This is a genomic window from Streptomyces sp. ATCC 21386, from assembly GCF_018728545.1.
In the GTDB taxonomy this organism is placed as follows: Bacteria; Actinomycetota; Actinomycetes; order Streptomycetales; family Streptomycetaceae; genus Streptomyces.
Genome location: NZ_JAAVVL010000001.1, coordinates 3,302,206 through 3,323,617 on the forward strand (window position 1 = coordinate 3,302,206; position 21,412 = coordinate 3,323,617).

The window sequence follows — 21,412 nt, forward strand, 5'->3', positions numbered from 1 at the left end:
CGAGAGTTGACCCGATCGGGGGCGCGAGAAGCGCCCGGATGCCCTGAGGGAGGGTCAGAGCAGCGTCAGCTGCGTCGGTTCCGGGTCCCGGACCGGCTCCGGTGCCACCGGCTCGCGCGCGGGTGTCCGTCGCGGCAGCTCCGCGCGCCGGGGGCCCATGCCGTACTCCTGCGCCAGCTCGTGGACCTGACGGGTGATCTGCCGCTGGTACCACTTGGGTGCGTAGGCGCCCTCCGCGTACAGCAGTTCGTACCGCCGTACGAGATGGGGGTGGTGGCGTTCCAGCCAGGCCATGTACCACTCGCGGGCGCCGGGCCGCAGATGCAGCACCAGGGGGGTCACCGAGGTGGCGCCGGAGGTGGCGATCGCCCGCACGGTGGCGCGCAGCCGGTCGGGGTGGTCGCTGAGGAAGGGGAGCACGGGGGCCATCAGCACTCCGCAGCCGATGCCGACGTCGGTGAAGGCCCGCACGACGTCGAGCCGGCGCTCGGGGGCGGGCGTGCCCGGCTCGACCGTGCGCCACAGCTCGGGGTCGGTGAAACCGACGGAGACCGAGATGCCGACCTCGGTGACCTCGGCGGCCTGCCGGATCAGGTCCAGGTCGCGCAGGATCAGCGTGCCCTTGGTGAGGATCGAGAAGGGGTTCGCGTGATCGCGCAGGGCGGCGATGATGCCCGGCATCAGGCGGTAGCGGCCCTCGGCGCGCTGGTAGCAGTCCACGTTGGTGCCCATGGCGATGTGCTCGCCCTGCCAGCGCGGTGAGGCGAGCTGTCGGCGCAGCAGGTCGGGGGCGTTGATCTTCACCACGATCTGGGAGTCGAAGTCGAGGCCCGTGTCGAGGTCCAGATAGCTGTGGGTCTTGCGGGCGAAGCAGTAGACGCACGCGTGCGTGCAGCCCCGGTAGGGGTTCACCGTCCATTCGAACGGCATCCGGGAGGCACCCGGCACCCGGTTCACGATCGTCCTGGCCCGGACCTCGTGGAAGGTCATGCCGCGGAACTCGGGAGTGTCGAAGGTGCGGCTCGTCACCATGTCCGCGCCGAACAGTGCGGCGTCGCGGGCCGTGGCGGGGTTCTCGGCCAGATGGTCCCAGCGCATGGACGCCTCCTCGGTTGCTCTCGCCCCAGAATAGAACACATGTTCCCTTGATCGTGCGAACTGGTTTTCGAACATCGTGTGGAGGTCTCGTCGGGGCCCCCGGGCCGTCCACTCCGGGCCCTTGAGGTGGTCCCTCCCGGGCCCTCGGCGCCGTCCGCTCCGGGCCCTTGGGGCACCCCGATTTGGGCCCTCCGGCCGGGGGGTGGTTGGCTTTCCGCACATCCCCGAGTTACCAAGTGCTGGAGGAAGTGCAATGGCGCAGGTCGAGGCCACGACCGAACGGGTCGTCGCGGCGGACGCGGAGACGGTGTTCGACACCCTCGCCGAGTACAACGGCGCGCGCGAGAAGCTGATGCCGCAGCACTTCAGCGAGTACGAGGTGCGCGAGGGCGGCGACGGCGAGGGCACCCTCGTCCACTGGAAGCTCCAGGCCACCAGCAAGCGCGTCCGTGACTGCCTCCTGGAGGTCACCGAGCCCTCCGACGGCGAGCTCGTCGAGAAGGACCGCAACTCCTCCATGGTCACCGTCTGGCGGGTCACCCCGGCCGGTGAGGGCAGCTCCCGTGTCGTCGTCACCACCACCTGGCAGGGCGCCGGCGGCATCGGCGGCTTCTTCGAGAAGACCTTCGCCCCCAAGGGCCTCGCCCGGATCTACGACGCCCTGCTCGCCAACCTCGCCGCCGAGGTGGAGAAGTAGCACGGAGGAAGCGGTACGCGCGGCCCAACGGGCGATCGACCGGCGCGCGTTGCCGTCCTCACCGGTTCGAGTGGATCTCCTTGACGCTCCCCGGAATGCCGTAACTCGCCGCACTTGCCGACAGTTGCCGCTTAATGCGGGAATTGTGCGGTGAGTGCGACGAGGGGAGCGGTACGCATGGGCGCGACCACACTGGTGAAGGGCGAGCCGACCACCACGCCCGCGCCACCGCCACCGGCGGACGGGCCTGCCCGGCTCGGCCCGTACCGCGTCCGGCTGGTCTTCGCAGCCCTGCTGCTCGTCCTGCTCCTCGCCGCGCTGGAGCAGATGGTCGTCGCCACCGCCCTCCCCGAGATCGTCGGGGAGCTGCACGGCGCGGACCGACTGTCCTGGCCGATCACGGCCTATCTGCTCACCGCCACCGTCACCCTCCCCGTCTACGGCAGGCTCGGTGAACTCCACGGCCGCAAGGGCGTCCTGCAGTGCGCGCTCACGGTCTTCGTGGCCGGCTCCGCGCTCGCCGGGTTCTCCCGGAGCATGGACCAGCTCATCGCGTTCCGCGCGCTCCAAGGCGTCGGCGCGGGCGGCCTCATGATCGGCGTGCAGGCGATCATGGCCGACATCCTGCCGACCCGGAACCGAGGGCGCTGGCTGGGCCTGGTCGGCGCCGTCTTCGGCCTCGCCTCCGTCACGGGCCCGCTCCTGGGCGGCGTGCTCACGGATCACGTCGGCTGGCGGTGGTGCTTCCACCTCAACGTGCCCGTCGGGCTCCTCGCGCTGGCCGTCGTCACCTTCGCGCTGAGGCTGCCGCCGTGCACGGCCAAGGGGCGCCTCGACGTCGTGGGGGCGGTACTGCTGGCGGCCGCCTCGACCTCCGCCGTCCTGCTGGCCGGTTGGGGCGGCACCACCTACGCCTGGACCTCGCGGCCCGTCCTCGGCCTCGCCGCCGGCGCGGTCGCCGCGACCGTCCTCTTCCTGGTCGCCGAGCGGTTCGCGCCCCAACCTCTCGTCCCCCTGCGGCTGTTCAAGGAACCGGCCTTCGTCGTCACCGGCCTGGTCGGGATCGCCATCGGCATCGCCCTCTTCTGCGCCGCCGGCTACCTGCCGACCCAGCTGCGGATGGTCGGCGGGATCTCCGCCACCGAGGCCGGGCTGCTCATGCTGCCGATGACCGCCGGCATCGTCGTCGCGTCCGTGGTCTCCGGCCGGCTCATCGACCGCACCGGCCACTACCGGACGTACCCCGTCCTCGGCAGCGCCCTGACCGCGCTCGGCGTGTGGCTGCTGTCCCGTCCGGGGGCGGACGCGTCCCGGCTCCAGTTCGGCATCCGGACCGCGGTCCTCGGCGCGGGCATCGGCATGGTGATGCCGGTCCTGATCCTCGCCGTGCAGAACTCCGTGCGCCCCGCCGACACCGGGCCCGCCACCGCGGCCGGCAACTACCTCCGGCAGATCGGCGGCGGCGTGGGCGTGGCCGCCTTCGGCGCGCTCCTCACCGCCCGGCTGACCGACCGCCTCCCACAGAGCCCGGGCGCCGTGCTCCCCGACCCCGGCTCCCTCACCCCGGACCTCGTCCACACCCTGCCGCACCCCCTGCGCGAGGCCTACGTCCAGGCGTACGCGGGCGCCATGCCGGGGATCTTCCTGTACCTCACGCCCGTGCTCGTCCTCGCGGTCCTCGTCGCCTGCTTCCTCAAGGAGAGGACCCCCGCGCCCGTCGACGAGGTGCCCGCCGACCCGGCCCCCGAGCCCGAGCCCACGGACACGCCCCCCGTCCAGATCCCGCAGGCCCGTTCGCCGTACCTCCCCGGCGCCCCCGTCCCCGTCCCCGTCCGGGGCACGGTCCGGCAGTCCGACGGCACCGTCGTGACCCGGGCCGCGCTCACCCTCATCGACGCCGGGGGCCGGCAGACGGGGCGCGGCGGCAGCGGCGACGACGGGCGGTACGCGCTGTCCACCCCGGGGCCGGGCGCGTACGTGCTGATCGCGGCCGCCGGGGGCCACCAGCCGCAGGCCGTGAGCGTCACCGTGGGGGAGGGGCCCGTCGAGGTCGACATCGTGCTCGGCGGCGCGGGCCGCCTGTCCGGGACCGTACGGACGGCGGACGGCCGGACGGTGAGCGACGCGACCGTCACGCTCACCGACGTGCACGGCGAGGTCGTCGTGACCACCCGCAGCGGGGAACGGGGCGAGTACCTCGTCACGGAGCTGGTCGCGGGGGAGTACACCCTCGCCGCCGGCGCCCACTCCTACCGCCCGGCCGCGCTGCCCGTCACCGTCCGGGCCGCCCGCGAGACGCGCCAGGACATCGAGCTCGCCGGGGGCGCCGTCCTGCGGGGCACGGTCCGCGCCGGGGGCGGCCGGCCGGTGGAGGACGCGCGCGTGACCCTCCTCGACGCTGCCGGGAACGTCGTCGCCACGGCCACCACCGGCATCGACGGGACCTTCCGGTTCGTCGACCTGTCCTGCGGCGAGTACACGGTCATCGCCACCGGCTATCCACCCGTCGCGACGGTGCTCCAGGTCGCCTCCGGCTCCAGGACGGAACAGGACCTCCACCTCGGCCACGCGGACTGAGGAGCCGGACACTCGGGGGCGCGCGAATGATCGTGCGCCGCCTGCGTGGCCTGCGCGTGCGCCGGAGGCTCCCAGGGAGCAATTCGTGTATTGCCACACATCGCAACGCTACGCAGCCGTACGGTAGGGAGGGCGGCGCAGATCTTGCGAGCCATGGGGAGAAAGGGCCTTGGCCATGGACCGTGGCACCGACACGGGCGCGACTACCGGCCTCGTAGCCGGTGACGAGACGCCGGAGCACGCCTCGGTCGGCCGTATTCCCCTGGCCGTGGTCGTGGTCGACCGCGCCGGACTCGTGTCGCACTGGAGCTCCGGCGCACGCCGGCTCTTCGGCGCGACCAAGGACGAAGCGGTGGGCCACCCCGCCCTCGACCTGCTGCCCGTCTCCGGCGCCCTCCCCGACGAGGACGACATCCCGCCCCACGCGGCCCACGGCGCGTACGACGCCCTCGGCCACGACCTGGAGACGTCGCTGGACGGACGGCTCTCCTACCCGGCGGCCGGCCGCGCCCGGCTCAGCGTGCCCGGCCGCGGCCGGATCGACGTGCTGTGGTGGGCTTACCCCTTGGTCGGCCCCGGCCGGGAACGGCTGCTGGTGCTGGCCGCCGACGCGGAGACCGTGCGGCGGGACGACGGGGCGGACATCGCCGTGGAACGCATCGCCCCCGGCTTCGCCCTGCACACCGACTTCCCCGGCGCCGAGAAGCTCGCCCGCAGGCTCCCCGAGATCCTGCCCAGCATGAGCGTCGGCGAGAGCGCCCGGATCGTCGCCCAGGTCCTCGAACTGGGGTATCCGGTGCTGGAGTTCAGCCAGAACGACCGCGTGCCCGTCACCCCCGACTGGGGCGTGCCCCGGCGCGCGGAGCGACGGGCCCGCCGGGAACGGGCCGCGCGCGCCGTCGCGCAGGGGCTGCCGGTGCCGGAGGACGCGCCGGACGAGGGCGAGGACCTCGAACACGCGGCCGTGCGCGAGCGTCTGGAGTTCCTCAACGAGGTCAGCGGGCGCATCGGCACCTCTCTCGACCTCTCCCGGACCATCGTCGAGGTGAGCAGGGCGGTCGTGCCCCGCTTCACCGACGTCGCCGGCACCTATCTGCGCGAACAGGTCGTCGCCGGCGAGGGGTTCCCGGACGGGGTGCCCGACACGACGACCATGTGGCACCGGGTGGCCGTGGAGCACACGGACGAGCCGGGCCGCTGGGACGACGTCGTCCCCGTCGGCGAGGCCATGCCGTTCCCGGCGCACACCCCGTTCTTCCAGTGCATGACCACCGGAGAGCCCGTCCTCGTGCCGCGCATCAGCGAGCAGATGGGGCACGCGATCGCCGCGCAGTTCGAGAAGCGCGACATCCGGCCGCTGATCACGGGCCGCTCCATGCTGGTCGTGCCCTTGAAGGCCCGCAACGTCGTCCTCGGCTTCATGATCCTGCTGCGCCACCCGGAGCGCGAGGTCTTCGACGACATGGACCGCGTCACCGGCGCCGAACTCGCCGCGCGGGCCGGGCTCGTCCTCGACAACGCCCGCATGTACACCTACCAGGAGAACGTCGCCGAGACGCTCCAGGACAGCATGCTCCCGCAGATCGAGGCCCACATGACGGGCTGCGACATCGCCACCCGCTATCTGCCCGGCACGCTGCTCGGACGGGTCGGCGGCGACTGGTTCGACTCGGTGAAGCTGCCGGGCGCCCGCACCGCCCTGGTCGTCGGCGACGTGATGGGGCACGGCCTCAACTCGGCCGCGATGATGGGGCAGTTGCGCACGGCCGTGCAGACCATGGCCGCCCTCGACCTGCCGCCCGCGCAGCTCCTGCGCAACCTCGACGACCTCGCCCAGCGCCTCGGCGAGCACTACCTCGCGACCTGCCTCTACGCCGTCTACGACCCCATCGCGAGCGAACTGCACCTGGCCAACGCGGGCCACATCCCGCCCGTGCTGGTCCGCGCGGCGGACGGCCGCAGTGAACTGCTCGACCTGCCCACGGGAGCGCCGATCGGCGTCGGCGGGGTGGCGTTCGAGGCGGTACGCGTGCGCGTGGAGCCGGGTGACCGGCTCGTGATGTGCACCGACGGGCTGGTCGAGATGCGCGGCGAGGACATCGGCGTGGGCCTTGCGACGCTCTGCGAGTCCGCCGCCCACCCGGCCGCCTCCATGGACGACGCCTGCGACACCATCATCCGCGCCCTCAACACACGCGGCGGCCGCAAGGACGACGTCGCCCTGCTGATGGCGCGGCTGAGCGGCATCGAGCCCGAGGACGTCGCCGAGTGGCGTCTCGCCCCCGACCCGGTCGAGGTGGCCCGCGCTCGCGCCGCCGTTCGCGAACAGCTCTGCGTCTGGGGCCTCGACACCCTCGGGGACACCACCGCGCTCCTGGCCGGAGAACTCGTCACCAATGCCGTACGGCACGCGCGCGGGCGCCGGATCGAACTGCGTCTGGTCCGTGGCGACACCCTGCTGTGCGAGGTCTACGACGACGATCCGACGCTGCCGACCCTGCTCAGCGCGGCACTGACGGACGAGCACGGCCGTGGACTGCGGGTCCTCACCACCCTGGCCCGTGAGTGGGGGACCAGCCGGACGGGCGCGGGAAAGACCGTGTGGTTCGAACTGACCCTGCCACGGAGGCGCGCGTGATCCGAACGTGGGGTGAAGGTACACGCACGATGCTTGTCTCCGGCTGCCGGGCACGGTAGACCGATCTGGGCCGTCGCCGTGGCGGCCGTGTCGCTGTTCGGGGGTATGGCATGAGCGTGACGAGTCGGTACCGGGACGCCTGGGAGGGGTTCTGGCGGGAGGCCCCCGACGAACCGGGCGCCGTCTTCTGGGACGCGGGACCCGAACGGACCGCGGCCGTCCATCTGGCGCTCTTCGAGCCCTACCTGACCGCGGCGGACCTCCCCCTCGTCGACCTCGGCTGCGGCAACGGCACCCAGACCCGCTTCCTGGCCGACCGCTTCCCCCGCGTCATCGGGGTCGACCTCTCCGGCGCCGCCCTCGACCGGGCCCGTGCGGCCGACCCCGACGGACGGGCCGCCTACCGTGTGCTGGACGCGGCCGACAAGACGGACGCCGAAGCCCTCCACGCCGACCTCGGCGACGCCAACGTCTATGTGCGCGGCGTCCTCCATCAGTGCGAGCCCGACGACCGCCAACGCCTCGTGGACACCGTCGCCACGCTGCTGGGGGAACGAGGCCGGGTCTGCCTCGTCGAACTCGCCGAGGCCGCGAAGCCCGTCCTCATGGGCCTCGCGGCCGACCCGGCAGGCCCTCCGGCCAAGCTCGCCCCGATCTTCCGGCACGGCATCGCCCCCGGCGAGGTCACCGACGCCGCGGTGCCGGAGTACCTGCGCGCCGCCGGTCTCACCGTGGTGACCAGCGGTGAACTTCCGCTGGTCACCACGGAACACACTGCGGACGGCACCCGGATCGAACTGCCGTCGAGGTGGTACGTGGCGGGCCGCACCGCCTGAGGCCGGGTGTTCGCGGGCGGACGGTGAGGCGACGACAGGCCCCGGTCCACGCCTCGGTGGGCCGGGCCGGTGAGAGTTATCCACAGGTCTGCCACGGATCGTCGTGAGCGCGTACGGTGCGAGCCATGAAGATCCTCATCAGCGCCGACATGGAGGGCGCCACCGGTGTCACCTGGCCGGCCGACGTGCTGCCGGGGACACCGCAGTGGGAGCGGTGCCGTTCGATGTTCACCTCGGACGTGAACGCCGCCGTCCTCGGGTTCCTCGACGGCGGGGCCGACGAGGTGCTGATCAACGAGGCGCACTGGACGATGCGCAACCTGCTGCTGGAGGAGCTGGACGAGCGCGCGCAGATGCTCACCGGCCGCCACAAGGCGCTGTCCATGGTGGAGGGCGTGCAGCACGGGGACGTGGACGGCATCGCGTTCGTCGGCTACCACGCGGGCGCCGGGATGGAGGGCGTCCTCGCCCACACCTACCTGGCGAACTCCGTCACCGGGGTGTGGGTGAACGACGAGCGCGCCAGCGAAGGGCTGCTCAACTCGCATGTCGTGGCCGAGTACGGGGTACCGGTTGTGCTGGTGACCGGCGACGACGTGGCGTGCGAGGACGCCCTGGGCTATGCGCCCGAGGCGCTCAAAGTGGCGGTCAAGGACCATGTGTCGCGGTACGCGGCGGTGTGCCGCACCCCGGCGAGAACGGCCGCCGACATCCGCGCGGCCGCGAAGGAGGCCGCGGCGCTCGCCGTACGGCACGAACCGGTCAGGGGAGGCCCGTTCACCGTGGCGCTCGAGTTCGACGCCGAGCATCTGGCGATGGCGGCGACCGTGGTGCCCGGGGTGGTCCGTACCGGTGAACGCAAGGTCGCGTACACCAGCCCGACGATGTACGAGGGAATCCGCACCTTCAAGGCGGTCACCACGATCGTCTCGGCCGCGGTGGAGGAGACATATGGCTGAGCAGACGGCACCCGTGGACCAGCGGGCGCTGGACGAGGTGGTCCGGTTCACCTCCGACCTCATCCGCATCGACACCACCAACCGCGGCGGCGGGGACTGCCGGGAGCGGCCTGCCGCCGAGTACGCCGCCGCGCTGCTGGCCGAGGCCGGCCTGGAGCCCACACTGCTGGAGCGCACCGAGGGCCGGACCAACGTCGTGGCGCGCATCGAGGGCACCGACCCGTCGGCGGACGCCCTGCTCGTCCACGGTCATCTGGACGTCGTGCCCGCCCAGGCCGCCGACTGGACCGTGCACCCGTTCTCCGGGGAGATCCGCGACGGGGTGGTCTGGGGGCGGGGCGCGGTCGACATGAAGAACATGGACGCGATGATCCTCGCCGTCGTGCGCCAGTGGGCGCGCACCGGCGTGCGCCCCCGCCGGGACCTCGTGATCGCGTTCACCGCCGACGAGGAGGCGAGCGCCGAGGACGGTTCCGGGTTCCTCGCCGACCGGCACGCCGCTCTCTTCGAGGGCTGCACCGAGGGCATCAGCGAGTCGGGGGCCTTCACCTTCCACGACGGCGGCGGCCGGCAGATCTATCCGATCGCGGCGGGGGAGCGCGGCACCGGCTGGCTGAAGCTCACCGCGCGCGGCCGGGCCGGCCACGGCTCCAAGGTGAACCGGGCCAACGCCGTGACCCGGCTGGCGGCGGCCGTCGCCCGGATCGGCGCGCACGAATGGCCCCTGCGCCTCACCCCGACCGTCCGCGCCGCCCTCACCGAACTCGCCGCGCTGTACGGCGTCGAGGCCGACCTCGACGGCCCGGGCGGTGTCGACCGGCTGCTCGACAAGCTCGGCCCGGCCGCCGTCCTGGTGGAGGCGACCGTCCGCAACAGCGCCAACCCGACCATGCTGGACGCCGGTTACAAGATCAACGTGATTCCGGGGGAGGCCGCCGCGCGCGTGGACGGACGGTATCTGCCCGGCGGCGAGGACGAGTTCCGGGAAACCCTCGACCTGCTCACCGGACCGGACGTGGAGTGGGAGTACGAACACCGGGAGGTGGCGCTCCAGGCGCCGGTGGACTCCACGACGTACGCGCGGATGCGGGCCGCCGTCGAGGAGTTCGCGCCCGAGGGGCACGTCGTGCCGTACTGCATGCCGGGCGGCACGGACGCCAAGCAGTTCTCGCGGCTCGGCATCACCGGCTACGGCTTCTCGCCGCTGAAGCTCCCCGAGGGCTTCGACTACGCGGCGCTCTTCCACGGCGTCGACGAGCGCGTCCCCGTGGAGGCGCTCCACTTCGGCGTCCGTGTGCTCGACCGCTTCCTGCGGACGGCCTGACCGATGAGACTCGGGGCACGAAGGGACATGGGGGACAAGGTGCAGACCCTGGCGTACGGTGCGTGGCCCTCGCCGATCGACGCGGCGCTCGCCGCCGCGCACGACGGGCATCCCGAGTTCGTGGGCTTCGTCGGCGACGAGGCCTGGTGGACCGAGCCACGGCCCACCGAGGGCGGCCGGCGCACCCTGGTGCGGCGCACGGCCGACGGCACGGAGGAGTCGGTCCTGCCGGCCCCGTGGAACGTGCGCAGCCGCGTCATGGAGTACGGCGGGCAGCCCTGGACCGCGGTCCCGCGGGACACCGGCCACCTCGTGGTCTTCGTGAACTTCGCCGACCAGCGCCTCTACGGGTTCGCACCGGGCGGCGAGCCCCGCCCGCTCACCCCGGTGTCACCGGTCGGCGGCGGCCTGCGCTGGGTGGACCCGAGACCGCACCCGGAGCGGGACGAGGTGTGGTGCGTCCTGGAGGAGTTCACCGGCGAGGGGCCCACCGACGTACGGCGGGTCGTCGCCGCCGTACCGCTGGACGGGTCGGCGGCCGAGGACCGGGGGGCCGTACGGGAACTCACCGACGACAGCCGGCGGTTCGTCACCTCCCCCCGGCTCTCGCCCGACGGCCGCCGTGCCGCCTGGCTCGCCTGGGACCACCCCCGGATGCCCTGGGACGGCACGTCGCTGCTGGTCGCCGAGGTGACCGAGGGTGGCCTGCTCGGCACGCCCCGGACCGTCGCGGGCGGCCCGGAGGAGTCCGTCGCCCAGGTCGACTGGGCCGCCGACGGCACCCTGGTGTACTCCAGCGACACCACCGGCTACTGGAACCTCTACCGCCTCGACCCCGACGGCGGCGACCGCACGGCCCTGTGCGCCCGGGAGGAGGAGTTCGGCGGCCCGCTGTGGAAGGTCGGCTGGCGCTGGTTCGCGCTGCTGGAGGGCGGGCTGGTCGCCGTGATCCACGGGCGGGGTGCGACCGCGCTCGGCGTCCTGGACCTGGAGACCGGCCAGGTCGTGGACGCGGCAGGACCATGGACCGAGTTCGCCCCCTCGCTCGCCGTGCGCGGCGGCCGGATCCTCGGGATCGGTGCCAGCCCCCGCAGCGCCTACGAGGTGGTCGAGCTGGACGCCGCCACCGGCGACGCCCGGGTGGCCGGAGCCGCGCACGACGACCCGGTGGACCCCTCCTACTACCCCGAACCTCAGATCCGCAGCTTTCTCGGCCCCGCCGGACGCGAGATCCACGCACACGTCTACCCGCCCCACAACCCCGGCGCCGTCGCCTTCAGCACCGAGCTGCCGCCCTACGTCGTCTGGGCCCACGGCGGGCCCACCAGCCGCGCGCCGCTGGTCCTGGACCTCGCGATCGCCTACTTCACCTCGCGCGGCATCGGCGTGGCCGAGGTCAACTACGGCGGGTCCACCGGATACGGACGGGAGTACCGCAACCGGCTGCGCGAGCAGTGGGGCGTCGTCGACGTCGAGGACTGCGCGGCCGTCGCGCTCGCCCTCGCCGACGAGGGCACCGCCGACCGGACCAGGCTCGCCATCAGGGGCGGCAGCGCGGGCGGCTGGACCGCCGCCGTGTCCCTCACCGCGACCGATGTATACGCCTGCGGAACCATCATGTACCCCATCCTCGACCTTGCGAACTGGGGATCGGGGGGCACGCACGACTTCGAATCCCAGTATCTGGAGACTCTGGTGGGTCGCCTGGCCGAGGAGCCGATGCGGTACGACGAGCGGTCGCCCACCGAGCACGCCGACCGGATCAAGGCGCCGTTCCTGCTGCTCCAGGGCCTCGACGACGTGATCTGCCCGCCCGCGCAGTGCGAGCGGTTCCTCGCCCGGCTGGACGGGCGGCAGGTGCCGCACGCCTACCTCGCCTTCGAGGGGGAGGGGCACGGCTTCCGGCGGGCGGAGACGATGGTGCGGGCCCTGGAGGCAGAGCTTTCGCTGTACGCGCGGGTCTTCGGGTTGAATCCTCCGGGTATCCCTACTCTGGAGCTCGCCAAGTGACACCCGTGATACCAGTGACACCCGTGACATCAGTGACGCCGTTGACCAGACCGGCTCGCCTCGTCCCCGGCGCCCGGGTGGCCGTCGTCGCGCCCAGCGGACCGGTCGCCGAGGAACGGCTCAGCGCCGGGCTGGACCTGCTGCGCGGCTGGGACCTCGACCCCGTCGTCGCACCCCACGCACTGGGCCGGCACCCCGAGTTCTCCTACCTCGCGGGCACGGACGCCGACCGGGCCGCCGACTTCCAGAGCGCATGGTGCGACCCCTCCGTGTCCGCCGTGCTCTGCGCCCGCGGCGGCTACGGCGTCCAGCGGATGGTCGACCTGCTCGACTGGGACGCGATCCGGGCCGCAGGCCCCAAGACACTCGTGGGGTTCAGCGACATCACCGCCCTGCACGAGGCGTTCGCCACCCGGGCCGGACTGGTGACCCTGCACGGCCCCATGGCCGCGGGGATCGACTTCCTGAAGAACACCCGGGCCCAGGAACATCTGCGCGCCACCCTGTTCTCCCCCGAGACGGTCCGCACGATCCGGGCCGTCGAAGGCAGCTCCGCCCTCGTACCGGGCCGCGCGCGAGGGGTCCTCCTCGGCGGTTGCCTCTGTCTGCTCGCCGCCGAGCTGGGCGGTCCCCATGCCCGGCCGTCCGCCCGGGGCGCCCTGCTCTGCCTGGAGGACGTCGGCGAGGAGACCTACCGCCTCGACCGCTATCTCACCCAGCTCCTGCGCGCGGGCTGGCTCGACGGGGTCGCCGGCATCGTCCTCGGCTCCTGGGCGGAGTGCGAACCGTACGAGAAGGTGCGGGCACTGCTCGTCGACCGGATCGGCGGGGCCGGGGTGCCGGTGGTGGAGGAGTTCGGTTTCGGACACGGGGAAGGGGCGCTGACGATCCCCTTCGGGGTGACGGGGGAGCTGGACGCGGAGGCGGGGACGCTGACGCTGGACGTGCCGGCCCTGATCTGACAGGCGCGTCGTAGGCGCCCGCGTCATTCTGGAGGTATGAGCCCGAAGACAAAACCACGAGCCGGGACGCACGGGCACAAGCGATGGAGCGAGACGCTGACACCCGGCAGGGTGGTCGTGGGCGTACTCGCCGTCCTCGCGCTCGTCTTCGTCTTCCAGAACACCCAGAGCACCGACATCCAGCTGCTGGTCTCCGAGGTCACCATGCCCCTGTGGCTGGCGCTCCTCGGAACGGGCCTGGTCGGAGCGGTGTGCGGGGCGTACTTCATGAGACGACACAGGTGACCCGCGCCCCGACGTACCGTGGCGGGGTGTCCGAGAACGTTCGTCATCTCATCGAAGGCCCCCGCGTCGCGATCCGGCGCTTCACACCCGAGGACGGACCCGAGTTCGTCCGACGGGTACGCGAGAGCGGGGAGCTGCACCGGCCGTGGCTGTTCCCCCCGGCCACCCAGGCCGCGTACCGCGCGTACGCGGGACGGCTGATCGAGGATCCGACCAAGGCCGGGTTCCTGGTCTGCGAGAGGGACGGCGGGGGCATCGCCGGATTCATCAACATCAACAACATCGTGGAAGGCGGCTTCCAGAGCGGCGCCCTCGGCTACGGGGCCTTCGCCCACGCCGCCGGGCGGGGCCTGATGGGGGAGGGGCTCGCTCTGGTCGTCGAGTACGCGTTCACCTTCATGGGGCTGCACCGGCTGGAGATCAACGTGCAGCCCCAGAACGCCGCCTCCATCGCGCTCGCGCGACGGTGCGGGTTCCGGCTGGAGGGGTTCTCGCCGGACTTCCTGTTCATCGACGGCGCCTGGCGGGACCACCAGAGGTGGGCGCTCACCACGGAGATGGAGCGCCCGGCGCCGGGTGGGGGCCGCCTCCCGGAATGATCCGTTCTCGTCCCGGTGGGCGGGCCCGTCGCGCAGGATGGGAGCCATGCGGAACATCGTCGTCGTGGACGCCCCCTCCAACCTCGGCCTCCGGCCGCCCGCCCCGGGAACCGTGCCCGGCTGCCACAAGCTCGCCGGCGCGCTGCGGGAGCAGGGCATCGTGCGGCGGCTCGGCGCTCTGGAGGGCGGGGTGGTCGTGCCGCCCCGCTACGACCGGGGTGACTGGCAGGAGGGCGACGGCGTCTTCAACGCCGGCGCGATCGCCTCGTACACGCGCAGGCTCGCCGACCGGATCGAGCGGCACGTCCGGGCGGGCGAGCTGCCCGTCGTCCTTGGTGGGGACTGCTCGATCCAGCTCGGCGCCTCGCTCGCGCTGCGGCGGATCGGGCGGTACGGGCTGGTCGCCGTCGACGCCTCCGCCGACTTCCGGCATCCGGGGAACTCCGACCGGGTCGGGGCGGCCGGCGGCGAGGAACTGGCGCTCGCCACCGGGCGCGGACAGCAGGACCTCACCGATCTGGAAGGACTGCGGCCCTATCTGCGCGACGAGGACGTACGGCTCTTCGGCATCCGGGACGTGTTCGAGGACGACCGCACCGAGCTGGCCGACCTGAAGATCCCCGTCGTGACCGTCGGCGAGCTGCGCACCTGGGGCGCGGACGATCTCGCCCGGGTCACAGCGCTGAGCTTCGAGACACCCGAACTGGACGGCTTCTGGGTCCACTTGGACGCCGACGTCCTCGACCCGTCCGTCATGCCGGCCGTCGACAGTCCCGACCCCGACGGGCTGCTCCCCGACGAACTGACCGCGCTGCTGCGCCCGTTGGTCCGCTCACCGCACTGCGTGGGTCTCAACGTCACCATCTACGACCCGGATCTGGACCCCGACGGCACGGCGGGCGCGCTGCTCACGGACCTCGTGGTGGCCGCGTTCGCCGCCTGAGGCTCACCCGGCCGCCCGGCGGTCCGCGTACTCGTAGACCGAGCCGTCGGGGTGGACCGCGATCAGATTGCGGCCGACGGGGGTCGGGACGGGGCCGGCCAGCACCCGGGCGCCGGAGGCCGTGAGGACCCGGTTCGCCTCGTCGACGTCCTCGACCGCGATGGTCGCGGCGACCTTGCGCAGGACCTCCAGCTCCGACTCCGGGCCGCTCATCAGCAGGAAGCAGCCGACGGCGGCGACCTGGACGCCACCGCGTTCGAAGCGCATCGCCGGTCCGCCCGAGAGTCTCTCGTAGAACGGGACCGCTGCTTCCAGGTCGTCGACGCAGATGCGGAGCGTGGTGCCGAGAATCTCCATGGTGCAGAGCCTAGTTGGGGATCCGCCCGCGGCGCATGCCGCCGTTACGCGGACACAGGCAGGGGTACCCGGGCGCAATGGACCGCTTGGATCATCTCGAACATCTGGACAAGCACTTGGTCGACGAGCTGGCGCTGGTGGCCCGCGAGACCATCCGCGACGAGCTGCGGCAGCAGACCCGCAAGCAGCGCCGCAAGGCCGCGCTGTACGCCGCGTCCGGGGCGCTCGCCCTGTACGCGGGTGCCGCCCTCGCGCTGGCCCTCGGACTGGCCCTGTCGCTGGGCCTGCCGGACTGGGCCGCCGCGCTGATCACGGCCGTGGTGCTCGGTGGGGCGGCGTATGTGCTGAGGAGCGCGGCGCGTCCCTCGGCCTCCCGGCCGACGGCCGAGCACGAGGGCGAGATCGCCGCGGGCCGTGACCGGGTGACCGGCGGTACGGCGCCGGGGATGCCCCCGGGCGGTAAGGGGCCGGCCGGATATCCGCCGGTGCCGCCCGTCGCACCCGGCGTCGCACCCGGCGGCGCGACCGGTTCGCCGCCCCCGGCCGGCGTCGACCCCGAGGACCCGCGTCACCGGTAGCGGCGTGAGGACCCGCGTCACCGCGGCGGTGAGCGGAGGAGAGAGCAGAAGAGCTGAACGGAGAAGAGCGGCACAGGGAGCGGGCCCGGACGGCAAGGACGTCCGGGCCCGCTCCCTGTGCACGTGCACTCGGCCCAGACGATGGGGAGAGGGAAACACCATCTGGGCCGAGAACTCGGGGGCGGTGCGGATCAGCGCCGGAGCTGCGGCAGCACCTTCGTGCGGTAGAAGTCGAAGAAACCGCGCTGGTCGGGGCCGATCTGGCTGACGTAGACGCGGTCGAAGCCGGCGTCGGCGAAGGCGGTCAGCTCGGCGACGTGCTCGTCGACGTCGTCGCCGCACACCGTGTTCTCGCCGACCATCTGCTCGGTGACCAGCGGCTCCAGCTGCTCGAAGTGGCTGGGCGTGGGCAGGATCTGACCCATCTCGCCGGGCAGCAGCTGGCTCGACCACAGATGGCGGACGAGCCGGACGGCGGCGTCCCGGTCGGGGCCCCAGCACACCTTCGTCCCGCCGCTGACGGGGTTCGCGCCCCCGCCGCCCTTGCGGTACCGGGTCACCAGTTCCTCGTCGGGGCTCATGGTGATGAAGCCGTCGGCGACGCGGGCGGCGAGCGCGGTGGCCTTGGGGCCGAAGCCGGAGATGTCGATGGGGACCGGCGCGTCGGGGAGCGTGTAGAGGCGGGCGTTCTCCACCGTGTAGTGCGTGCCGCGATGGGTGACCTCCTCGCCGGTGAACAGGCGACGCATCACCTGGACCGACTCCTCCAGCATCTCCAGACGGACGTCCGCCGGGGGCCAACGGGTGCCGAGGACATGCTCGTTGAGCGCCTCGCCCGAGCCGATGCCGAGCCGGAAACGACCGCCGGTCATCACCGAGCTCGTTGCCGCGGCCTGGGCGACGACGGCCGGGTGGATCCGGACGGTCGGGCAGGTCACCGCCGTCTCGATCGGCAACGACACGGCCTCGGAGAGCGCGCCGATCACCGACCACACGAAGGGGCTCTGGCCCTGGGCGTCGTTCCACGGGTGGAAGTGGTCCGAGATCCACAGACAGTCGAATCCGGCCTGTTCCGCCATCCGAGCCTGCTCGATCAGCTCGGCGGGACCGAACTCCTCGGTCGCCAGGAAGTATCCGTACTCGGGCATGGGGGGTACCTCCGCGACAGGTGCGCTCGGGGCGGGCCGGTTCGTGGTCCGAGTACCCGTGGATCACGGCGGAAACCCGCGCACGCTCGGGCGGAGCGCCGGTTTGGGCCCGTTGACCAGGGGGACGCGGAAGGTTCGTACGCACGCGACCCGCCGGAGGCGAACCGTGAGTCGACCCCGCATCGTGATCGTCGGTGCCGGTTTCGCCGGCTACCGGACGGCCCGCACCCTCGCGCGGCTGACCCGGAACAAGGCCGACATCACCCTGCTGAACCCGACCGACTACTTTCTGTATCTCCCGCTGCTGCCCCAGGTGGCCGCCGGCATCCTGGAACCACGCCGGGTCACCGTCTCCCTCACCGGCACCCTGCCCCATGTGCGGCTGGTGCTGGGCGAGGCCGACGACATCGACCTCGACGCACGCACCGTGCGCTACTCGGATCCCGAGGGCGGCGTCGGCACCCTCACCTACGACCGGCTGGTGCTCGCGGCCGGCAGTGTCAACAAGCTGCTGCCCATCCCCGGCGTCGCCGAGCACGCCCACGGCTTCCGAGGGCTGCCCGAGGCGCTGTACCTCAGGGACCACGTGACCCGGCAGGTGGAGCTGGCCGCCGGGAGCGAGGACCCCAAGAGCTGCGACGCGCGCTGCACCTTCGTGGTGGTCGGCGCCGGTTACACCGGGACCGAGGTCGCCGCCCACGGCCAGATGTTCACCGACGCGCTGGTGCGCAAGCAGCCGCTGCGGGAGGGCATGCGACCGCGCTGGATGCTGCTCGACATCGCGGACCGGGTGCTGCCCGAGATGGACGAGAGGCTGTCGCGGACCGCCGACAAGGTGCTGCGTCAGCGGGGTGTCGACGTGCGCATGGGGACCTCCGTGAAGGAGGCGACACCGGGCGGAGTGCTGCTGAGCGACGGGGAGTTCGTCGACACCCGCACCCTCGTGTGGTGCGTGGGCGTGCGGCCCGATCCGCTCGCCGAGTCGCTGGGCCTCCCGATGGAACGGGGGCGGCTGCTCGTCGAGCCCACGCTGCAGGTGCCGGGGCGGCCCGACGTGTTCGCCTGCGGTGACGCGGCCGCCGTACCCGATCTAACCAAGCCCGGCCAGTACACCCCGATGACCGCCCAACACGCCTGGCGGCAGGGCAAGGTGGCCGCCTACAACGTCGCCGCCTCCCTCGGCCGGGGTGCGCCCGAGCCCTACCGCCACAGCGACCTCGGCTTCGTCGTGGACCTCGGCGGGGTCAAGGCCGCCGCCAACCCGCTCGGCGTACCGCTGTCCGGGCCGGTCGCCGGGGCCGTCACGCGCGGCTACCACCTCGCCGCCATGCCCGGCAACCGCGTCCGGGTCGCCGCCGACTGGCTCCTCGACGCCGTACTGCCCCGCCAGGGGGTCCAGTTGGGCCTCGTACGGTCCTGGTCGGTCCCCTTGGACACGGCGTCACCGGAGCTGGCCAGGATGCCCGGCGCGCCCGAGAAGGTGAAGGCGGGCGCCGGGAAGTCGCCGACCACGTCACCGGGTCAGAAGCGCGGCCCGGCGTCCGAAACCCCGCCGCAGCCCGCTGAGGGTTCGGAAGGAGAGTCATGAACAGCCGTCAACTGACCGAGCTGGCCCAGCAGTTGCGGGTCGACAGCGTCCGCGTTTCGGATGCCGCGGGCTCCGGGCACCCGACATCGTCCATGTCGGCCGCCGAGCTGATGGCGGTGCTGCTCGCGAAGCATCTGCGCTACGACTTCGAACGCCCCCAGCACCCCGCCAACGACCGCTTCGTGCTGTCCAAGGGACACGCCTCGCCCCTGCTGTACTCCGCGTACAAGGCGGCGGGCGCGATCAGCGAGACCGAGCTGATGACCTTCCGCAAGCTGGGCAGCCGACTGGAGGGACACCCCACGCCACGGCGGCTGCCATGGGTGGAGACGGCCACCGGGTCGCTCGGCCAGGGCCTGCCCGTGGGCGTCGGCATCGCGCTGGCCGGGAAGCGGCTGGACCGCACCGGCTACCGGGTGTGGGTGCTGTGCGGCGACAGCGAGCTCGCCGAGGGTTCGGTGTGGGAGGCCGCCGAGCACGCCGCGTACGAGCATCTCGACAATCTGACGGCGATCGTCGACGTCAACCGGCTCGGACAGCGCGGTCCCACCCGGCACGGGCACGACCTGGACGCCTACGCCCGCCGCTTCTCGGCCTTCGGCTGGCACACGATCGAGATCGACGGACACGACGTCGACGCCGTCGACCGCGCCTACGGCGAGGCCGCCTCCACCAAGGGCCAGCCCACCGTGATCCTGGCCCGCACCCTCAAGGGCAAGGGCGTCGAGGCCGTCCAGGACCGGGAGGGCCTGCACGGCAAGCCGCTCAAGGACGCCGACGAGGCGATCGCGGAACTCGGCGGGGTGCGCGACCTCCGCGTAGAGGTCCCCCAGCCCCCCGCCGCGCGGATGCTGCACGCGGTACGCACCGGGCACCTGGAACTGCCGCGCTACGAGACCGGTGACGAGGTCGCCACCCGGGACGCCTACGGGCAGGCCCTCGCCGCCCTCGGCTCCGCCCGCGGGGACGTCGTCGCCCTGGACGGCGAGGTCGGCGACTCCACCCGCTCCGAGTTCTTCGCCAAGGAGCACCCCGACCGCTACTTCGAGTGCTACATCGCCGAACAGCAGCTCGTGGCCGCCTCGGTGGGCCTCGCCGCCCGCGGCTGGGTGCCGTACGCCGCCACGTTCGCGGCGTTCCTCACCCGCGCCCACGACTTCCTGCGCATGGCGTCGGTCAGCGGGTCCGGCATCAATCTCGTCGGCTCCCACGCGGGCGTCGCCATCGGCCAGGACGGGCCCTCGCAGATGGGTCTGGAGGACCTGGCGATGATGCGCTCGGTGCACGGCTCCACCGTGCTGTACCCGTGCGACGCCAATCAGACCGCCAAGCTCGTCGGCACCATGGCCGGCCTCGACGGCGTCCGCTACCTGCGCACCTCCAGGGGCGCCTCGCCCGTCCTCTACAGTCCGACCGAGGAGTTCCCGGTCGGCGGCAGCAAGGTGCTGCGCGCCTCGGACACCGACCGGCTGACGGTCGTCGCGGCCGGGGTCACCGTCCACGAGGCCCTCAAGGCCGCCGACGCGCTGGACCGCGAGGGCATCCAGGTCCGGGTGATCGACCTCTACTCCGTCAAGCCCGTCGACCGCCGCACCCTGCGCGAGGCCGCCGAACGCACCGGCTGCATCCTCACTGTCGAGGACCACCACGAGGAGGGCGGCCTCGGCGACGCGGTCCTCGACGCCTTCCTCGACGGCCGCCCGGTGCCCCGCCTGGTGCGCCTGGCCGTCCGTACGATGCCGGGCTCGGCCTCGCCCGAGGAGCAGCTGCGCGAGGCGGGCATCGACGCGGAGGCGATCGCGGTGGCCGGACGGCTGCTGGTGGAGCACGCGATCACGCCCTGAACGTTCTGAACGATCGCGATCCGGAAGGAGCAGGCGATGGGGGACACGCACACGCTGCGCGTCGGCCGCCGTACCGTCGAGATCCACCGGCCGGACAAGGTGCTGTTCCCCGCCGACGGCGAGGGCGGCGGCAAGGAGTACACCAAGGGCGATCTCGTCGCCTACCACCGTGCCGTCGCCCCCTTCATGCTCCCCCATCTGCGCGGGCGCCCGCTGATGCTGGAACGGCACCCCGACGGGCTCGACGGGCCCATGTTCATGCAGAAGAACACCCCCGGGCACTACCCGGAGTGGATCGAGCGCGTCGAGGTGCCCAAGGAGGGCGGCACGGTCGTCCACCCGGTCTGTGACGACGCGGCCACCCTCGTCTACCTGGCCGACCAGGCCTGCCTCACCCTGCACCGCTGGCTCTCCCGGACCGGCGACGTCGACCGGCCCGACCGGCTCGTCATCGACCTCGACCCGTCGGTGGACGACTTCGCCCAGGTCCGGGAGGCCGCCCGGGACGTACGGGAGCTGCTCGACGAGCTGAAACTGCCGTCCGTGCCGATGACCACCGGCTCCCGGGGCGTCCATGTCGTCGTGCCGCTGAACGGGCACGACGACTTCGACACGGTGCGCGGCTTCGCCAGGGAGATCGCCGAGGAACTCGTCCGCGCCCATCCCGAGCGGCTCACCGTCGAGCCCCGTAAGAAGGACCGGGGCAACCGGCTCTACCTCGACATCCAACGCAACGCCTACGCCCAGACCGCCGTCGCCCCCTACACCGTGCGCGCCCGCCCCGGCGCACCCGTGGCCACGCCCCTGACCTGGGACCAGCTGGACGATCCGGCCGTCGACGCCCGCCGCTGGACCCTGGCGGACGCCGTCGACCAGGCCCGCACCGATCCCTGGGCCGGGGCGATGCGCCGGGGACGGGCGCTGGGCCCGGCGCGGCGCAGGCTCGCGGAGCGGCGCGGCTGACACCGA

The 21,412-nt window shown here is 72.7% G+C and carries 18 protein-coding genes; 15 read left to right on the plus strand and 3 right to left on the minus strand.

The genetic code is table 11. From position 1 onward, the window contains the following. Window positions 1-54: 54 nt before the first annotated feature. Window positions 55-1,098, minus strand: coding sequence for an Rv2578c family radical SAM protein (locus GWK25_RS14405; protein WP_215450569.1), 1,044 nt, complete (start codon window positions 1,096-1,098; stop codon window positions 55-57). Between the two features lie 253 nt (window positions 1,099-1,351). On the opposite strand from GWK25_RS14405, the gene GWK25_RS14410 reads away from it, so the two are divergent. The 11 genes from GWK25_RS14410 to GWK25_RS14460 all read left to right on the plus strand — a co-directional run bounded on the left by GWK25_RS14410 (window position 1,352) and on the right by GWK25_RS14460 (window position 14,928). Next, on the plus strand, window positions 1,352-1,795 hold the full coding sequence (locus GWK25_RS14410) for an SRPBCC family protein (protein ID WP_012999610.1): 444 nt from the start codon (window positions 1,352-1,354) through the stop codon (window positions 1,793-1,795). Between the two features lie 177 nt (window positions 1,796-1,972). Further along, window positions 1,973-4,372: an MFS transporter gene (locus GWK25_RS14415; RefSeq protein ID WP_215450571.1), complete on the plus strand. Its 2,400-nt coding sequence runs from the start codon at window positions 1,973-1,975 to the stop codon at window positions 4,370-4,372. A 175-nt stretch (window positions 4,373-4,547) separates the two neighbouring features. After that, window positions 4,548-7,010, plus strand: coding sequence for a SpoIIE family protein phosphatase (locus GWK25_RS14420; RefSeq protein WP_215450572.1), 2,463 nt, complete (start codon window positions 4,548-4,550; stop codon window positions 7,008-7,010). A gap of 110 nt (window positions 7,011-7,120) precedes the next feature. Next, the gene (locus GWK25_RS14425) at window positions 7,121-7,846 is read left to right on the plus strand and encodes a class I SAM-dependent methyltransferase (RefSeq protein WP_215450574.1); all 726 of its coding nucleotides are present in this window, start codon (window positions 7,121-7,123) and stop codon (window positions 7,844-7,846) included. A gap of 125 nt (window positions 7,847-7,971) precedes the next feature. Continuing rightward, window positions 7,972-8,805: a M55 family metallopeptidase gene (locus GWK25_RS14430; protein WP_215450576.1), complete on the plus strand. Its 834-nt coding sequence runs from the start codon at window positions 7,972-7,974 to the stop codon at window positions 8,803-8,805. Next, window positions 8,798-10,129, plus strand: a complete 1,332-nt coding sequence (locus GWK25_RS14435) for a M20/M25/M40 family metallo-hydrolase (protein ID WP_215450578.1) — start codon at window positions 8,798-8,800, stop codon at window positions 10,127-10,129. Before GWK25_RS14430 ends, GWK25_RS14435 begins: the two co-directional genes overlap by 8 nt. 27 nt (window positions 10,130-10,156) lie before the next feature. Further along, entirely contained in the window at window positions 10,157-12,139 is a 1,983-nt protein-coding gene (locus GWK25_RS14440; RefSeq protein WP_215450580.1) for an LpqB family beta-propeller domain-containing protein, read from the plus strand. A gap of 32 nt (window positions 12,140-12,171) precedes the next feature. Continuing rightward, window positions 12,172-13,101 carry an LD-carboxypeptidase gene (locus GWK25_RS14445; RefSeq protein WP_215457376.1) on the plus strand — a complete coding sequence of 310 codons (930 nt, stop codon included), beginning with the start codon at window positions 12,172-12,174 and terminating at the stop codon, window positions 13,099-13,101. A 36-nt stretch (window positions 13,102-13,137) separates the two neighbouring features. Further along, window positions 13,138-13,386: a LapA family protein gene (locus tag GWK25_RS14450; RefSeq protein WP_215450581.1), complete on the plus strand. Its 249-nt coding sequence runs from the start codon at window positions 13,138-13,140 to the stop codon at window positions 13,384-13,386. A 26-nt stretch (window positions 13,387-13,412) separates the two neighbouring features. Further along, on the plus strand, window positions 13,413-13,985 hold the full coding sequence (locus GWK25_RS14455; RefSeq protein WP_215450583.1) for a GNAT family N-acetyltransferase: 573 nt from the start codon (window positions 13,413-13,415) through the stop codon (window positions 13,983-13,985). Window positions 13,986-14,031: 46 nt separating this feature from the next. Next, entirely contained in the window at window positions 14,032-14,928 is an 897-nt protein-coding gene (locus GWK25_RS14460; protein WP_215450585.1) for an arginase family protein, read from the plus strand. Window positions 14,929-14,931: 3 nt separating this feature from the next. On the opposite strand, the gene GWK25_RS14465 is transcribed toward GWK25_RS14460, so the two are convergent. Continuing rightward, window positions 14,932-15,285: a VOC family protein gene (locus GWK25_RS14465; RefSeq protein ID WP_215450587.1), complete on the minus strand. Its 354-nt coding sequence runs from the start codon at window positions 15,283-15,285 to the stop codon at window positions 14,932-14,934. 77 nt (window positions 15,286-15,362) lie between these two features. On the opposite strand from GWK25_RS14465, the gene GWK25_RS14470 reads away from it, so the two are divergent. Next, window positions 15,363-15,863: a phage holin family protein gene (locus GWK25_RS14470; protein WP_215450594.1), complete on the plus strand. Its 501-nt coding sequence runs from the start codon at window positions 15,363-15,365 to the stop codon at window positions 15,861-15,863. Between the two features lie 191 nt (window positions 15,864-16,054). Here GWK25_RS14470 and GWK25_RS14475 read toward each other — a convergent pair whose 3' ends face one another. After that, entirely contained in the window at window positions 16,055-17,011 is a 957-nt protein-coding gene (locus tag GWK25_RS14475) for an LLM class F420-dependent oxidoreductase (protein ID WP_215450596.1), read from the minus strand. 166 nt (window positions 17,012-17,177) lie between these two features. Between GWK25_RS14475 and GWK25_RS14480 the strand changes: the two genes are divergently transcribed. From GWK25_RS14480 to ligD, 3 genes are read left to right on the plus strand one after another with little or no spacing between them, the layout of a single operon-like run. Continuing rightward, the gene (locus GWK25_RS14480) at window positions 17,178-18,599 is read left to right on the plus strand and encodes an NAD(P)/FAD-dependent oxidoreductase (protein ID WP_308010749.1); all 1,422 of its coding nucleotides are present in this window, start codon (window positions 17,178-17,180) and stop codon (window positions 18,597-18,599) included. Further along, window positions 18,596-20,443, plus strand: a complete 1,848-nt coding sequence (locus tag GWK25_RS14485) for a transketolase (RefSeq protein WP_215450598.1) — start codon at window positions 18,596-18,598, stop codon at window positions 20,441-20,443. The genes GWK25_RS14480 and GWK25_RS14485 overlap by 4 nt, the downstream gene beginning before the upstream one ends. A gap of 36 nt (window positions 20,444-20,479) precedes the next feature. Next, window positions 20,480-21,406 carry a non-homologous end-joining DNA ligase gene (ligD, locus tag GWK25_RS14490; RefSeq protein WP_215450600.1) on the plus strand — a complete coding sequence of 309 codons (927 nt, stop codon included), beginning with the start codon at window positions 20,480-20,482 and terminating at the stop codon, window positions 21,404-21,406. Window positions 21,407-21,412 lie beyond the last annotated feature (6 nt).

Excerpts from the sequence above, each read along its gene's own strand:
- GWK25_RS14405 (WP_215450569.1), bottom strand. The coding sequence starts at position 1,098 with ATGCGCTGGGACCATCTGGCCGAGAACCCCGCCACGGCCCGCGACGCC.
- GWK25_RS14410 (WP_012999610.1), top strand. The coding sequence starts at position 1,352 with ATGGCGCAGGTCGAGGCCACGACCGAACGGGTCGTCGCGGCGGACGCG.
- GWK25_RS14415 (WP_215450571.1), top strand. The coding sequence starts at position 1,973 with ATGGGCGCGACCACACTGGTGAAGGGCGAGCCGACCACCACGCCCGCG.
- GWK25_RS14420 (WP_215450572.1), top strand. The coding sequence starts at position 4,548 with ATGGACCGTGGCACCGACACGGGCGCGACTACCGGCCTCGTAGCCGGT.
- GWK25_RS14425 (WP_215450574.1), top strand. The coding sequence starts at position 7,121 with ATGAGCGTGACGAGTCGGTACCGGGACGCCTGGGAGGGGTTCTGGCGG.
- GWK25_RS14430 (WP_215450576.1), top strand. The coding sequence starts at position 7,972 with ATGAAGATCCTCATCAGCGCCGACATGGAGGGCGCCACCGGTGTCACC.
- GWK25_RS14435 (WP_215450578.1), top strand. The coding sequence starts at position 8,798 with ATGGCTGAGCAGACGGCACCCGTGGACCAGCGGGCGCTGGACGAGGTG.
- GWK25_RS14440 (WP_215450580.1), top strand. The coding sequence starts at position 10,157 with ATGGGGGACAAGGTGCAGACCCTGGCGTACGGTGCGTGGCCCTCGCCG.
- GWK25_RS14450 (WP_215450581.1), top strand. The coding sequence starts at position 13,138 with ATGAGCCCGAAGACAAAACCACGAGCCGGGACGCACGGGCACAAGCGA.
- GWK25_RS14460 (WP_215450585.1), top strand. The coding sequence starts at position 14,032 with ATGCGGAACATCGTCGTCGTGGACGCCCCCTCCAACCTCGGCCTCCGG.
- GWK25_RS14465 (WP_215450587.1), bottom strand. The coding sequence starts at position 15,285 with ATGGAGATTCTCGGCACCACGCTCCGCATCTGCGTCGACGACCTGGAA.
- GWK25_RS14470 (WP_215450594.1), top strand. The coding sequence starts at position 15,363 with ATGGACCGCTTGGATCATCTCGAACATCTGGACAAGCACTTGGTCGAC.
- GWK25_RS14475 (WP_215450596.1), bottom strand. The coding sequence starts at position 17,011 with ATGCCCGAGTACGGATACTTCCTGGCGACCGAGGAGTTCGGTCCCGCC.
- GWK25_RS14485 (WP_215450598.1), top strand. The coding sequence starts at position 18,596 with ATGAACAGCCGTCAACTGACCGAGCTGGCCCAGCAGTTGCGGGTCGAC.
- ligD (WP_215450600.1), top strand. The coding sequence starts at position 20,480 with ATGGGGGACACGCACACGCTGCGCGTCGGCCGCCGTACCGTCGAGATC.